The 13,863-nt window shown below is 59.4% G+C and carries 18 protein-coding genes; 10 read left to right on the forward strand and 8 right to left on the reverse strand.

What is annotated here, in order from left to right; translation table 11 throughout:
- Positions 1 to 29: 29 nt before the first annotated feature.
- Positions 30 to 731 carry a YggS family pyridoxal phosphate-dependent enzyme gene (locus OKC29_RS14520; protein WP_073351730.1) on the reverse strand — a complete coding sequence of 234 codons (702 nt, stop codon included), beginning with the start codon at positions 729 to 731 and terminating at the stop codon, positions 30 to 32.
- 39 nt (positions 732 to 770) lie between these two features.
- On the opposite strand from OKC29_RS14520, the gene tapT reads away from it, so the two are divergent.
- The 3 genes from tapT to yaaA are packed head-to-tail and all read left to right on the forward strand — an operon-like array spanning position 771 to position 3,748.
- Entirely contained in the window at positions 771 to 1,805 is a 1,035-nt protein-coding gene (gene tapT / locus OKC29_RS14525; RefSeq protein ID WP_011707389.1) for a type IVa pilus ATPase TapT, read from the forward strand.
- A gap of 28 nt (positions 1,806 to 1,833) precedes the next feature.
- Complete coding sequence (tapU, locus tag OKC29_RS14530) at positions 1,834 to 2,943, forward strand: type IVa pilus ATPase TapU (RefSeq protein ID WP_017411211.1); 1,110 nt, start codon at positions 1,834 to 1,836, stop codon at positions 2,941 to 2,943.
- A 31-nt stretch (positions 2,944 to 2,974) separates the two neighbouring features.
- Complete coding sequence (yaaA, locus tag OKC29_RS14535) at positions 2,975 to 3,748, forward strand: peroxide stress protein YaaA (RefSeq protein ID WP_073351733.1); 774 nt, start codon at positions 2,975 to 2,977, stop codon at positions 3,746 to 3,748.
- Positions 3,749 to 3,924: 176 nt separating this feature from the next.
- Here yaaA and srmB read toward each other — a convergent pair whose 3' ends face one another.
- Positions 3,925 to 5,148, reverse strand: a complete 1,224-nt coding sequence (gene srmB, locus OKC29_RS14540; RefSeq protein ID WP_016351974.1) for an ATP-dependent RNA helicase SrmB — start codon at positions 5,146 to 5,148, stop codon at positions 3,925 to 3,927.
- Positions 5,149 to 5,276: 128 nt separating this feature from the next.
- Between srmB and OKC29_RS14545 the strand changes: the two genes are divergently transcribed.
- From OKC29_RS14545 to brnQ (OKC29_RS14555), 3 genes are all read left to right on the forward strand, one after another.
- Positions 5,277 to 5,987 carry a tRNA1(Val) (adenine(37)-N6)-methyltransferase gene (locus OKC29_RS14545; RefSeq protein WP_073351735.1) on the forward strand — a complete coding sequence of 237 codons (711 nt, stop codon included), beginning with the start codon at positions 5,277 to 5,279 and terminating at the stop codon, positions 5,985 to 5,987.
- Positions 5,988 to 6,177: 190 nt separating this feature from the next.
- Positions 6,178 to 7,485 carry a branched-chain amino acid transport system II carrier protein gene (gene brnQ / locus OKC29_RS14550; RefSeq protein ID WP_073352588.1) on the forward strand — a complete coding sequence of 436 codons (1,308 nt, stop codon included), beginning with the start codon at positions 6,178 to 6,180 and terminating at the stop codon, positions 7,483 to 7,485.
- Between the two features lie 393 nt (positions 7,486 to 7,878).
- Positions 7,879 to 9,156 carry a branched-chain amino acid transport system II carrier protein gene (brnQ, locus tag OKC29_RS14555; RefSeq protein ID WP_049045832.1) on the forward strand — a complete coding sequence of 426 codons (1,278 nt, stop codon included), beginning with the start codon at positions 7,879 to 7,881 and terminating at the stop codon, positions 9,154 to 9,156.
- 70 nt (positions 9,157 to 9,226) lie between these two features.
- On the opposite strand, the gene OKC29_RS14560 is transcribed toward brnQ (OKC29_RS14555), so the two are convergent.
- The 3 genes from OKC29_RS14560 to zur are packed head-to-tail and all read right to left on the reverse strand — an operon-like array spanning position 9,227 to position 10,371.
- Positions 9,227 to 9,457 (reverse strand): hypothetical protein, encoded by a 231-nt coding sequence (locus tag OKC29_RS14560; protein ID WP_029304812.1) that lies wholly within the window; start codon positions 9,455 to 9,457, stop codon positions 9,227 to 9,229.
- Between the two features lie 4 nt (positions 9,458 to 9,461).
- Positions 9,462 to 9,923: a chemotaxis protein CheX gene (locus OKC29_RS14565; protein WP_016351979.1), complete on the reverse strand. Its 462-nt coding sequence runs from the start codon at positions 9,921 to 9,923 to the stop codon at positions 9,462 to 9,464.
- Complete coding sequence (zur, locus tag OKC29_RS14570) at positions 9,913 to 10,371, reverse strand: zinc uptake transcriptional repressor Zur (protein ID WP_011707398.1); 459 nt, start codon at positions 10,369 to 10,371, stop codon at positions 9,913 to 9,915. The genes OKC29_RS14565 and zur overlap by 11 nt, the downstream gene beginning before the upstream one ends.
- A gap of 138 nt (positions 10,372 to 10,509) precedes the next feature.
- Here zur and dusA point away from each other — a divergent pair, with 138 nt between their 5' ends.
- Together dusA and OKC29_RS14580 are read left to right on the forward strand one after the other, a co-directional pair.
- Positions 10,510 to 11,496: a tRNA dihydrouridine(20/20a) synthase DusA gene (gene dusA / locus OKC29_RS14575; protein ID WP_073351738.1), complete on the forward strand. Its 987-nt coding sequence runs from the start codon at positions 10,510 to 10,512 to the stop codon at positions 11,494 to 11,496.
- A 2-nt stretch (positions 11,497 to 11,498) separates the two neighbouring features.
- Positions 11,499 to 11,648, forward strand: coding sequence for a hypothetical protein (locus OKC29_RS14580; RefSeq protein ID WP_011707400.1), 150 nt, complete (start codon positions 11,499 to 11,501; stop codon positions 11,646 to 11,648).
- Positions 11,649 to 11,723: 75 nt separating this feature from the next.
- Here OKC29_RS14580 and OKC29_RS14585 read toward each other — a convergent pair whose 3' ends face one another.
- The 3 genes from OKC29_RS14585 to OKC29_RS14595 all read right to left on the reverse strand — a co-directional run bounded on the left by OKC29_RS14585 (position 11,724) and on the right by OKC29_RS14595 (position 12,767).
- Positions 11,724 to 12,149, reverse strand: a complete 426-nt coding sequence (locus tag OKC29_RS14585) for a hypothetical protein (RefSeq protein WP_073351740.1) — start codon at positions 12,147 to 12,149, stop codon at positions 11,724 to 11,726.
- Between the two features lie 101 nt (positions 12,150 to 12,250).
- Complete coding sequence (gene hupA / locus OKC29_RS14590; RefSeq protein WP_005305063.1) at positions 12,251 to 12,523, reverse strand: nucleoid-associated protein HU-alpha; 273 nt, start codon at positions 12,521 to 12,523, stop codon at positions 12,251 to 12,253.
- A 58-nt stretch (positions 12,524 to 12,581) separates the two neighbouring features.
- Complete coding sequence (locus tag OKC29_RS14595) at positions 12,582 to 12,767, reverse strand: hypothetical protein (protein ID WP_123785048.1); 186 nt, start codon at positions 12,765 to 12,767, stop codon at positions 12,582 to 12,584.
- 97 nt (positions 12,768 to 12,864) lie between these two features.
- Here OKC29_RS14595 and OKC29_RS14600 point away from each other — a divergent pair, with 97 nt between their 5' ends.
- Complete coding sequence (locus OKC29_RS14600) at positions 12,865 to 13,347, forward strand: Rsd/AlgQ family anti-sigma factor (RefSeq protein ID WP_011707403.1); 483 nt, start codon at positions 12,865 to 12,867, stop codon at positions 13,345 to 13,347.
- Between the two features lie 101 nt (positions 13,348 to 13,448).
- Positions 13,449 to 13,829 (forward strand): PilZ domain-containing protein, encoded by a 381-nt coding sequence (locus OKC29_RS14605; protein WP_073351742.1) that lies wholly within the window; start codon positions 13,449 to 13,451, stop codon positions 13,827 to 13,829.
- Positions 13,830 to 13,863 lie beyond the last annotated feature (34 nt).

Consider the following 13,863-nt stretch of genomic DNA (forward strand, 5'->3'; position numbering starts at 1 on the left):
GGCCCGATGCATCGCATCCCGGGCCTTGCTCATGAATAGTCGCGGGCACCGAAGATGGCGGTACCGACCCGCACCATGGTGCTGCCGTGGCCGATCGCCAGTTCGAGATCCTCGGTCATCCCCATCGAGAGGGTGTCGACGCCCGGGTATTGTTGCGCAAGCTCGGTGAACAGAGTCTGCATGCGCACCATCTGGGCGGCCAGCACCGCCTCGTCGCTGGTGTGCTCCGGAATCGCCATGAGGCCGCGCAGCCGCAGCCGTTCACAGCGGGAGACCAGTTCGGCCAGGCGGAAAATCTCTTGCTCCGACGTTCCGGATTTGCTGCTCTCTCCGCTAATATTGATTTGCAGACAGACATTTAGCGGCGCGAGCTCGCTCGGGCGCTGGTTGTTCAGGCGTTCGATCAGCTTCTCTCTATCCACGCTCTGCACCCAGTCGAAGCGCTCGGCCACCAGCTTGGATTTGTTCGATTGCAGCGGGCCGATAAAGTGCCACTCTATGTCTGCACAGGCCCCTTGCTCACGCAGGGTATCTATCTTGGTCGCCGCTTCCTGGGCGTAGGATTCGCCAAAGCGGCGCTGACCGGCGGCATAGGCCTCGCAAACGGCCTCCAGCGGTTTGGTCTTGCTGACCGCCAGCAGCTGGATGTGATCGCGGCTTCGGCCCGCGCGACTGGCGGCTTGTACAATACGTTCCTTGACCTGAAGCAGGTGCTCGGCAATCTGGTTCATGTTTCGTTAGTGATCTTGTGATGGGAGAATGACAAATCTATGGATATCACAGAGTTATTGGCTTTCAGTGTAAAACATAAAGCCTCGGATCTACACCTCTCGGCCGGGGTTCCCCCGATGATCAGGGTTGATGGCGAGGTTCGCAAGATCAATTTGCCCGCCCTGGAACACCGGGAAGTGCACGCCCTCATCTACGACATCATGAACGACCACCAGCGCAAGGAGCTGGAAGAGAACTTCGAGGTGGACTTCTCGTTCGAGGTGCCGAACCTGGCCCGCTTCCGGGTCAACGCCTTCCAGCAGGCACGCGGCTCAGGCGCGGTATTTCGTACTATCCCCAGCACGGTGCTGAGCCTCGAAGATCTCGACGCGCCGGAGATCTTTCGCAAGATTGCCGAATACCCGCGCGGCCTGGTGCTGGTGACAGGTCCGACCGGCTCGGGTAAATCCACCACCCTGGCGGCCATGGTCAACTACATCAACGAGAACTTTCACCACCACATCCTCACCATCGAGGACCCCATCGAATTCGTGCACGAGAACAAGCGCTGCCTGGTAAACCAGCGGGAAGTGCACCGCGACACCAAGAGCTTCAGCAACGCCCTGCGCTCGGCGCTGCGGGAAGACCCGGACATCATCTTGGTGGGCGAGATGCGCGATCTGGAAACCATTCGTCTGGCCATGACTGCGGCCGAGACTGGCCACCTGGTGTTCGGTACCCTGCACACCTCGTCGGCGGCCAAGACCATCGACCGGATCATCGACGTCTTCCCCGGTGCGGAAAAAGACATGGTGCGCTCTATGCTATCCGAGTCGCTGCGGGCGGTCATCTCTCAGACCCTGCTCAAGCGCATCGGTGGCGGCCGGGTGGCGGCCCACGAGATCATGATGGGCATTCCCGCCGTGCGTAACCTCATCCGGGAAGACAAGATCGCCCAGCTCTACTCGGTGATCCAGACCGGGATGACCCACGGCATGCAGACCATGGATCAGAGCCTCAAGCAGCTGGTGAGCCGCGGCGTAGTGGCGGCGCTGGATGCCAAGGCCAAGGCGGTCGATCCCAACACCATCTAACCACGACGAATCTAGGGAAGGAGTCGTTATGAATCTGGATGCCCTGCTGACCGAGCTGGTCGCCCGTAAAGGCTCGGATCTGTTCATCACGGTCGGCACGCCGCCGACCCTCAAGGTCAACGGCCATCTGCAGTCGCTGGCAGAAGCCCCCCTCGACAAGGCCAGGGCGCTGGCGCTGGTCAAGGAGACCCTGAGCCAGGAGCACTTCGAGCGCTACCTGCACACCAAGGAGGCCAACTACGCCATCCACCGCGAGGAGCTTGGCCGCTTTCGGGTCAGCGCCTTCTGGCAGCAGGAGCTGCCGGGCATGGTGCTGCGCCGTATCGAGACCCGTATCCCCACCTTCGACGAGCTGGCGCTGCCCCCCATCCTGCAGGAGATCGCCCTGGCCAAGCGCGGGCTGGTGCTGTTCGTCGGTGCCACCGGCGCCGGCAAATCCACCACCCAGGCGGCCATGATCGGCTATCGCAACCAGCATGTGGACGGCCACATCCTGACGGTGGAAGATCCGGTGGAATTCGTGCATCAGCACGGCCGCAGCCTGATCACCCAGCGCGAGGTAGGCATAGACACAGCGTCATTCGACGTGGCGCTGAAGAGTTCGCTGCGCCAGGCGCCAGATGTGATCCTGATCGGCGAAATTCGCAGCCAGGAGACCATGGAGTTTGCCCTGCAGTTTGCCGAGACCGGCCACCTCTGCCTCGCCACCCTGCACGCCAACAATGCCAACCAGGCGCTGGACCGCATCCTGCACCTGGTCCCTCAGGAGAAACACCGCCAGTTCCTGTTCGATCTCTCCTTCAACCTGCGTGCCATCGTGGCCCAGCAACTGCTGCCCAGCCTGGACGGACGCCGTCGCTGTGCGGCCTTCGAGGTGCTGCTCAACACCCCGCTCATCACCGATATCGTCCGCAAAGGGGAGATGCATCGGCTCAAGGAGGTGATGACCAAGTCCACCGAGCTCGGCATGCAGACCTTCGATCAGGCGCTGTTCGCCCTGTTCTGTGCCGGCCAAATTGGCTACAGTGAGGCCCTTGCCCATGCCGACTCGGCCAACGACCTGCGACTGCTGATCAAGCTGTCGGGGCGCGAGCAGCTGGGTGCAGGCACTCTCGACAACGTCACCCTGGATGAATGAGGGGCGTGCGTCACCGCTATAAAGGATCGTTATGCTGATTGTGGTTTCCCCGGCCAAGACGCTGGACTACGAGTCGCCGCTGGTGACTTCCCGTTTCACTCAACCCGAGCTGTTGGACCACTCCGCCGAGCTGATCGGCCGGGCCCGCCAGCTGAGCCCGGACCAAATCGCCAGCCTGATGAAGATCAGCGACAAGCTGGCCGGCCTCAACGCCGCCCGCTTTGCCGACTGGCAACCCGACTTCAGCCCGACCAACGCCCGCCAGGCGCTGCTGGCCTTCAAAGGGGATGTCTACACGGGGCTGGCGGTGGAGGATTTCAGCGAGGCTGATCTCGACTTCGCCCAGGCACACCTGCGCATGCTCTCCGGCCTCTACGGGGTACTGCGCCCGCTCGATCTGATGATGCCCTACCGGCTGGAGATGGGGATCCGCCTCGACAACGCACGTGGCAAGGATCTCTACCAGTTCTGGGGCGACATCATCACCGCCCACCTGAATAAGGCGCTGGCCACCCAAGGAGACGAGGTGTTGATCAACCTGGCTTCCGACGAGTACTTCAAGTCGGTACGTCCCAAGGCCCTGCAGGGGCGCATCATCACACCGGTGTTCAAGGACGAGAAGAACGGCCAGTTCAAGATCATCAGCTTCTATGCCAAGAAGGCGCGCGGCATGATGGCCCGTCACATCATCAAGCACCGACTCACCAAGGTGGAACAGCTGACCGGGTTCAACGCCGATGGCTACTACTTCGTAGCGGAAGAGTCCGACGCCAATACCCTGATGTTCAAACGCGCTGAAAATTAATTACGACCCGAGGGAACCAAATTCAGGATCCCCAAGTCTGAATAGGTGAATCCTCTGTTGTAAGCACTTTTTATTGGCCGACGTTTATACGTCGGCTTTTTTCTTTTCTGGCCCCCGTCGAGTGGGCAGCAGATAGCACAACGGCCATCCGGAGATGGCCGTTGTGGCGGGCAGGCTTACTTCTTTTTCTTCTTGGCCGACTTCTTCTTGTCGTCCTTCGGCTTTTTCTTCTTCACCGGCACCCGCGCCTCTTTATGTTTGGGGCGCAGTTCGTCGATCACCCGGCGCTTGAGACGCTCTTCGGTGTAGCGCTCGATCTTGGCGACCATCGCCATGTCGTGGGCTTCCACCAGGCTGATGGCGCAACCACGGTTGCCGGCACGGCCGGTGCGGCCGATCCGGTGGACGTAGACATCGGCGCCGTAGGGCATGTCATAGTTGATGACATGGCTGACGTTGGGCAGGTCGATGCCGCGGGCGGCCACGTCGGTGGCGATGAGGAAGGGCACTTCCCCTTCATGGAACTTGCGGATCGACTCGATGCGCTTGCTCTGCTCCATCTCGCCGCGGATCCAGGCGCAGGAGACGCCAGCCGCCTGCAGCTGACCGGACAACTCCGCCAGCCGCTCACGGGTCTTGACGAAGATGATGGCTTTCTGGGTCTCGGGATCTTTCAGGATGTGCACCAGCAGGGCCAGCTTGTGAGCGGCATCGTCGGCCAGGTGCACCCACTGGGTGATGGGGCGACGTTCGCTGCGGGGCGGCTCGGCGTGCAGCTCTACCGGCTCCTTCAGGATATCGTTGGCGAACTTCTCAAGGCCTGCCCCTTCCAGGGTGGCGGAGAACAGCATGGTGTGCTTGCGATAACGCGCCTCTTCCACGATGCGGTTCACGTCTTTGATGAAGCCCATGTCCAGCATGCGGTCCGCTTCGTCCAGCACCAGCACCTCGATGTCGTGGCTCTCGAACTCCTCTTTCTCGATGTACTCGAGTAGACGGCCCGGGGTGGCCACCACGATGTCGGTGGTTTTGGTCAGGGCCGGCAGTTGCTCTTCATGGCTGACGCCGCCGATGATAGTCTCGATGCTGAGGTTGGTGTGAGCCGCCAGCGCCTTGGCGTGGGCGGTGACCTGCAGCGCCAGCTCGCGGGTCGGGGTCAGCACCAGCATGCGGCACGGGCCCGGCTTGCGGCGCGGGAAGTCCAGCAAGTGCTGCAGGGCGGGCAGCAGGAAGGCGGCGGTCTTGCCGGTACCGGTCGGGGCGGATGCCAGAATATCGCGGCCGTCCAGGGCTGGCTCCAGCACCATCTGCTGAATGGTGGTGGGGCGGGTGAAACCCATCTCGGCCAAGGCCCGGTTGAGGGCTGGATTCAGGTCGAAATCATCAAAGGACTGGCTCATGGCAATACTCGGTCATTAAGGAAACGGCAGATTATAGGCGATTATGTCGTCGGCTCCTATGGCGACTGTGGCTTAGTCGCTATAATCGCCGACCATTTTCTGCGGCGCTGGCACAGGACGGGAGTCGGATGGGACGAAACAGCGGTTTTACCTTCAAGCAATTTCACGTCGCGCACGATCGCTGCGCCATGAAAGTCGGCACCGATGGCATCCTGCTCGGCGCCTGGGCACCTGTCACCAACGCCCGCCGGATCCTCGACATTGGCAGCGGCAGCGGCCTCATCGCCCTGATGCTGGCCCAGCGCAGCCCTGCCGACTGTCGCATCGATGCGGTAGAGCTGGATAGCAATGCAGCCCGGCAGGCTCGCGAGAATGCGGCAGCCTCCCCCTGGCATGAGCGGGTCACCGTCATCGAGAGTGCCATTCAAACCTATCAGGCCGCCCCTTACGATCTCATCGTCTCCAACCCGCCCTACTTCGTGGCTGGCCAGTCATTTCGCGATCCGGCCAGGGCATTGGCACGTCATACCGGCGGCCTCGACAGCCGGGATCTGCTGGCCGCCTGTTACCGGCTATTGGCCCCCAACGGCGAGGTTGCGCTGGTCGTGCCAACGGCCATGGCCGATGAAATTTTATGCATCTCGGCGGATTATGATCTGCACGCCGTTTGTTATACAGCTGTTATCACCAGAGCTGGAAAAGAGGCAAATCGTGTTTTATTGCGACTTGGCAGAGGATTAAACAAGTGTGAGCAGGGTGAAATTGTGATCCATTCTGCTGATGGAACCTATTCCGACAGATATATCCAACTAACCAGCCCCTTCTATTTGAAGATGTAAATTTCGTCTTGAACTATTTTTTCACGCCATTATGCTGACTCATAAACGAGCGCCCGCTCAAGACCAGCTCAAACCACTGGTTGCGATGAAAAAATAAGCGGGGCTCTTTTTTTTACCCCTGAACAATATCGGTCACTGACCAATAAAAAACTATAACAAGCAATAGTTTACAAGACAGACGAGGTTGAACTTGACGAAATCACTCACATTGTCCGACGTGCTCGGATTGGGCTTCATGACCTTCGCCTTCTATCTGGGCGCCGGCAACATCATCTTCCCGCCGCTGGCCGGTTACATGGCGGGTGAGCACCTCTCTCTCGCCATGCTGGGTTTCCTGGTCACTGCCGTCGGTCTGCCCCTCATCACCATCATCGCCGTCGCCAAGGCAGGCAACGGCTGGGCCGGCATGACCAAGCTGCTGCCGGCCGGCGTCGCCACTGCACTGGCCGTCGCCATCTACATCATCATCGGTCCGGCCTTCGCCGCCCCCCGTACCGGGCTGGTGGCCTACGAAATGGGCCTCAAGCCTTTCATCGGTGACATGGGTCAGGCCGGTCTGGCGGCCTACACTGTGCTGTTCTTCGGCGTGGCCATCCTGGTCTCCATGAATCAGGGCAAGCTGATGGATGCTATCGGCAAATACCTGACCCCGGTGCTGATGCTGTTGCTGCTGACCCTGGCCATCGGCGTGTTCGTCGCCCCGCAAGGTGGCATGCCGGCCTCTTCCGGTGACTATCAGAATGGCCCCTTCGTGAAAGGGATCCTGGAAGGCTACAACACCATGGACACCCTGGCGTCCCTGATGTTCGGCGCCCTGATCGTCGACCTGCTGCGTCAGAAAGGCATTCATGACTACCAGAGCCAGTTCAAGTACCTGGCCATTGCCGGCATCATCTCCGCCATTGGTCTGTCCGTGGTCTACGTCTCTCTGTTCCAGCTGGGCAACACCGCAGCCGGTGTCGCCACCGACATCAGCAACGGCGGCGCCATCGTCAACGCCTACGTGTTGAGCCTGTTTGGTCAGCCGGGTCAGTTCATCCTGGCAGCCATCATCACCCTGGCCTGTTTCACCACCGCCGTGGGCCTGATCTCTGCCTGCTCCGACTTTTTCCACAACTTGACCGGCATGAGCTACAAGAAGCTGGTGGTGTTGCTGGGGGTCATCTGCGCCGTGGTCGCCAACGTGGGCCTGAGCCAGCTCATCAGCCTCTCCATCCCGGTGCTGGTCGCCATCTACCCGGTTGCCGTTGCACTGGTGCTGGTCACCTTCCTGAAGGGTTACTTCGGTCGTCCGCGCCTGGTGTTCCGCGCCGTGCTGATGGTCGCCTTCCTGTTCGGCTGCCTGGACGGTCTGGGCGCCGCCGGCATGAAGATGGATGCGTTTGCCTTCCTGCCGCTGTTCGATAAGGGCCTGGCCTGGCTGCTGCCGACCCTGCTGGCCTGTGGCCTCGGCATGGCGGTACGCTCCGGCGAGAAACTGGCTGCCGAAGCCGCCTGATTTCGCTCCCGTCCCTCTCAAAGAGCCTGCCTTGCGCAGGCTCTTTTGTTTGTCTGCCAACCGCCTTTTACCACCCGTTACCCCTTTCCTCCTGCCAGCCCCCTGCCGCTATGCCGACCTCTTTCACTGCTGCCAACCGCTGGCTAATCGGTGATTTATTCTGGCCAATTAAATTTTTTCAAGATATTAATGTGTGATTGAGATCAAATTTCTCTTCTTTATGCTCAGAAGAGTGCTCCTTTATCGATGTGCTCATCGTGGAGGAGAGGGAAGCATTGTTATCCGGTTATCTGCCAGGCAGTGGGTGCAATCAACAAGAACAAGCTGATAAGGCAGATGAGGTCAGGTTTGACGAAATCACTGAAGTTGTCCGACGTATTCGGACTGGGTTTTATGACGTTTGCTTTCTATCTGGGGGCAGGCAACATCATTTTTCCGCCGCTCGCCGGTTTCATGGCCGGTGAACATTTGATGCCAGCCATGGTCGGCTTTCTGCTGACGGCGGTGGGTCTCCCTCTATTGACGCTGGTCGCCGTTGCCAGAGGCAGCGCCGGACAAGGCAGCAGCGGCTGGACGACGATGACCCGCTATCTGCCGACCTGGGCGGCCACGACGCTGGCCATCGCCATCTACATCATCATGGGGCCGGCCTTTGCCACCCCCCGCACCGGGCTGGTGGCTTATGAAATGGGGCTCAAACCCTGGCTAGGCGAAGCCGGCCAACACGGGCTGCTGCTCTACAGCCTGCTCTTCTTCGCACTGGTGATCCTGGTATCGCTGGATCGGGGCAGGCTGCTCGATGCGGTGGGCAAGTACATGACGCCTGTCTTAATGGTGATGTTGCTGATCCTGGCGGTCGGGGTCTTGGTTGACCCACAAGGCACCCTGCCAGAGGCCAGCGGCGACTACACGGATACGCCGCTCATCAAGGGGATGCTGGAAGGGTACAACACCATGGATACCCTCGGCTCGCTGATGTTCGGTGCTCTCATCATCGGTCTGCTGCAACGCAGGGGCATCGAGGACTACCCGAGCCAGTTCAAGTACCTGACCATCGCGGGCCTCATCTCGGCAGTTGGCCTCTCGGCGGTCTACATCTCCCTGTTCTATCTGGGCAACAGCGCGGCGGGCGTGGTCACCAACGTCGACAATGGCGGCGCCATCGTCAACGCCTATGTACTGAGCCTGTTCGGCCACTACGGCCAGTTGATCCTGGCCGCCATCATCACCCTGGCCTGCTTCACCAGCGCGGTCGGCCTGCTCTGCGCCAGCGCCGACTACTTCCACGGTCTGGCCGGCTGGACATACCGCAAGTGGGTACTGCTGATGGGGTGTGTCTCCATCCTGGTGGCCAACGTCGGGCTGAGCCAGCTCATCAGCCTCTCCATCCCGGTGCTGGTAGCCATCTACCCGGTCGCCATCGCATTGGTGCTGGTGACCTTTGTACAGGGTTATTTTGGACGGCCACGGCTGGCGTTTCGCGTCGTGCTGCTGGTGGCGTTTCTGTTCGGCTGTCTGGACGGGCTGGGCGCGGCTGGCATGCAGATGGAGGCGTTCGCCTTCCTGCCGCTGTTCGACAAGGGGCTGGCCTGGTTGCTGCCCACCCTGCTGACCTGCGGCCTCGGCATGCTGCTGCGCCCCCGCGAAGATCTGGCCGCCGAAGCGGCCTGATCAACCGGGCGACCAACGACAAGAGGCCAGCATCAGCTGGCCTCTTGCATTGCATCTGTCACCCTGGCTGCTACAGCAGCGGGTCTACCTGCTTGGGTCTGCCTGCCAGACCATACCAATGGGCCTCCACCCGCCCGGCATGCCACTCAAAGGTGCCCCAGGGCTGGTCTGCCTGCCAGCGCGGAAAGTTCACCACCACCCGGTTGTCTTCGTACTTGTAGAGTGAGGTGGTGATCTGGAGATCAGACAGGATGAGCAGCAGGGCCCAACCGATGAAGAACCATTTCAGCGCTTTCCACATAGGGTTACTCGAAACAGATCTCGATGGTGGCACGACCGTAATCTGATTCGAACGGCATCATGATCTTGGTGCCGTCGGCACGGTGGGTGATGGTGTGATTGGGGCCGGAGACGATGATGGGGGTCGCCATGTCGAACTCATACCCCTTCTCCCCCAGCATGCGCTTGGCACCGCCGGTCACCATGTTGGTGATCTCGCCCACCATGTCGGTCACTTCTTCATTGATGGTGGCCGGTGCCTCGCCCAGCATACGGCGCATGATCTCCAGCGCCAGCCCCTTCTCGAAGCTGATAGAGAGCGAGCCACGGGTCTGCGGGCCGACCATGCCGATGAGACCGGAGACATCGCCGCGCGCCAGCTCGTCCATCTTGCGTTTGGGTTTGCCCGGCTTGAGCTCGAGCTGTGCCATGGTGGAGAGCACATTGAGCAGGGAGAGCAGGAACGGGTTTACAAAATCAGCCTTCATGTTGACTTCCTACGGTGGGCGTACAGCGAGCACATTGGCCATGTGCCTCTATTGTCTTATTGGTAATAGTAAAGCCATGCAAGTGGGCTTGCTCGGAAAACGCGCCATCGATCGCCGAGTCATGCAACTCGACCACCTCGCCACACCGATCGCAGATGAGCAGTTGCATCGGGTGGGCATGATCGAAGTGACAGCAGAAAATGAAGGCGTTGAGCGACTCCACCTTGTGGGCAAAGCCCTGTTCGAGCAGAAAATCGAGCGCCCGATAAACGGTTGGCGGCTTGGCATGGGCCTCGGTCTGCTGCAACTGGGCCAACAGATCATAGGCGCTGATGGCATTGCCGTGGGCAGCCAGCAGCCTGAATACCTGACGCCGGGTAGGGGTGAAGCGGATCCCGCGTTGTTCGCAGAGTCGTTCGGCTCGTTGTAAAAGTTGGTCTTGATTCATGATCACGCAATTACCCTTTTTATTAGCCGGATACTATCACAGGGCCCCCTTTGACGCGGTGACAAAATTCATTTTCTGGGGCTGCCTCACGTTGTGGTAAAATCCGCCCCCTTTGTTTAGCCAACCCGGATGATTTTTATGCAGGCGCAGCGTTTTTCCATCGCCCCCATGCTGGACTGGACCGATCGGCATTGCCGTTATTTCCATCGTCTGATGACTCGCCAGACCTTGCTTTATACCGAGATGGTGACCACCGGCGCCATCATCCACGGCAAGGGAGATTATCTGGGTTACAGCGAGCAGGAGCACCCCATCTCCCTGCAGCTGGGTGGCAGCAATCCGGCCGATCTGGCGCGCTGCGCCAAACTGGCCGAGGAGCGCGGCTATGACGAGGTGAACATCAACGTCGGCTGTCCCTCCGATCGGGTGCAAAACGGCCGCTTTGGTGCCTGCCTGATGGGTGAACCCGCCCTGGTGGCGGACTGCGTCAAGGCGATGCGCGATGTGGTAAATATTCCGGTGACGGTGAAAACCCGTATCGGCATCGACGATCAGGACTCCTACGAATTTCTGCAGGCCTTTATCGAACAGGTTCGTGACGCCGGTTGCGACACCTTCATAGTCCATGCCCGCAAGGCGTGGCTGAGCGGCCTGAGCCCCAAGGAAAACCGCGAGATCCCGCCGCTCGATTATCCCCGTGTCTATCGGGTCAAACAGGATTACCCGGAGCTGACCATCGCCATCAACGGCGGCGTCACCTCCATGGAGCAGACCCTCGAGCATCTGCAACACCTGGATGGCGTCATGATGGGGCGCGAAGCCTATCAGAACCCCTACCTTCTGGCGCAGGTGGACAACATGGTGTTCGGCCAGAACCACGCCGTGCCGAGCCGCCACGAGGTGGTGCGGATGATGCTGCCCTATATCGAGCAGGAGCTGGCCAAGGGCAACTATCTCTCCCACATGACCCGCCACATGCTGGGGCTGTTCCAGAACATGCAGGGAGCCCGCGCCTGGCGCCGCCACCTGAGTGAAAACGCTTGCAAGCCGGGAGCGGATATCCAGGTAGTGCTGGATGCCATGGCCAAGGTGCCGGAATTCGCCACCACGGAGGCGGCAGAGTAACCATGTACCGTTTCACCGGCTCCTGGCTGCACAAGGCCATCGTCCGGCTCTGCGCCGGCCTGCTCGCCATTCTGGGCATCAAACTCAGCGCCTTTTACTTCCTCGGCTTGCTCATCGTGCTGGGGCTGCATCGGGATCAGCTGCTCGGCTGAGCTAGCCCCGCGTCGACCAATAAAAAAACCGGCAACACCCAGTGCTGCCGGTTTTTTATTGTCTCTTCAGCCTCGCTAATTGCCTTTGTCCACGAACTGCAGCTCGGGCGCTCTGGACGTCAGCACATCGGCACAATAATCCCAGGTCGAGATGCGGTAGTGCTGCAGGTCCTCGTCCAGGTGCAGACCATCCGACTCCTGATGGAACCAGCTGGCAAATCGGGACGGGGTGATGAGCTGGATCTGCTCCTCGATGGCATGGCTATCCTTGCCCTCCGCCAGATCGCAATCCTCCATCACTCGCACCGCAAAGATATGCCGGAAATAGACCCGGCAAAGGATCTGCGGCGGCAGATCGATGCTGCGAGCCCTGCCCAGCATGATGGTGAGGGAGTCGCTCCAGATATCCTGATGAAGTTCGGCCACAACCAGGCCCGGGGGGAGTTGGCGGGACGGAGCCCAAGGTACGGCAACCTGCCGAATGGCATTTTTCTGTTCCATCATCCACCTCACTACGGCGCACGCCATATCTTGAGTGTATCTGAAACAATTTCCGCTGACGATGGCAATAAAAAACCCGGCTGGCGCCGGGTTTTTGGGGATTACTTGACGGCGTCTTTGAGCGCCTTGCCTGCCACAAAGGACGGCACATTCGCGGCTGCAATCTGGATCTCTTTACCAGTTTGCGGATTGCGACCGGTACGGCCAGCACGATGGTTCACCTTGAAGGTGCCAAAACCCACCAACTGCACAGCATCACCTTCTTTCAGGCTCTGGGTAATACCATTGATGATCTCTTCCAGAGCGACTTTGGCCTGAGCTTTGCTCAGATCTGCTTTGGCTGCAATTGCATCGACAAGTTGAGCTTTGTTCATAACATTTCCTTTATGATCGGGCATTTAGCACCGGGCAACTCTATTCAAAAAAAAACACTCAGGCAAAGGCTTTATCAGCCGGATTGGCTTGAATGCTGGGGTTTTCATCAAGATCTGCGGAAATAGTCACATATCTCGCCCCTTCGAGATCGTAATTGACGGGAAGAGGAGAGCAAATGATGGTGTCTTGTAACCAAAACGCCACCCGGTGTAACAATATCCCCATGCCCCTATTGACGGTCAACTGGATTTTCCCTAGTTATAGGAGGGTGTCGTCAGTCAATAAAAAGGCCGGAGGCCCGTCACGATAGCACTCCATGCCTATGCCCCACGGAGGGACTATGTTAACTGAACTGGAACAAACCAAACGCGCATTGGCAGGAAAGCACAGAGCTATCGACGACTGGCTGGATGCCAGGCAGGCATTGCTGGTCGAATACATGCGGCTTGCCGGACTGACCCCCGCCCGCACCAAGCAGCGCTCGCTGCCCGGCCATGTGGAACTGCAAGGCTTCTGTGAACGCCTGGTCGACTACGTCAGCGCCGGACACTTCGAGATCTACAACCACGTGGTGACCGCCTTCGAACAGGCCAGCGGCGACAAGCTGGAACTGGCGAAGCGCATCTACCCCCATATCCGTGCCTGCACCGAGTTCGCGCTGGAGTTCAACGACAAGTACAGCAATGCCGATGAGGCTCAGCTGCTGTTGCTGGACGAGGATCTGAACCAGCTGGGTCCCGTGCTGGAAGATCGTTTCAAACAGGAAGATCGGCTGATCAAGGCATTGCAGGTCGTGGAGTCACTCAGCGCCCAGCAGGTTTGATATCCAATTTCGGAGCCAGTTCAAGATCCTGATGTGCAAGGTGCATTACACTCTATGTCATGACCTTTAGCTCCAATTCCTATTGCTGACAGGAGATGAGAATGTCCGAGCGTCGCCGTTTTTCACGGATCCTCTACTTGACCATGGCCGACCTCGTCCAGGGAGATAAGAAATGGCGGACCCAACTGGTGGATATCTCCCTGCAGGGCGCCCTGTTGATCCGGCCCGATGACTGGGAAAGTCACGACAACAAAGAGTATTCACTCAGCTTCGCGCTGAGCGGCAGCGACATCGAGATCAAGATGCAGGTCATGCTGACCCATGAAGCCAGCAAGAAGCTGGGGTTCTACTGCCATCACATCGACATCGACAGCGCCACCCACCTCAAACGGATGATCGAGCTCAACGTTGGCGATGAAGACTTGCTGCACCGGGAGCTGGAGCAGCTGCTGAGCGAACATCTCGAACACCCTCACCCCTGAGCGGCATACCCGATGTAAAAAGGAGCGCCATTGC

Source organism: Aeromonas sp. QDB34, assembly GCF_027705405.1.
In the GTDB taxonomy this organism is placed as follows: Bacteria; Pseudomonadota; Gammaproteobacteria; order Enterobacterales; family Aeromonadaceae; genus Aeromonas; species Aeromonas hydrophila.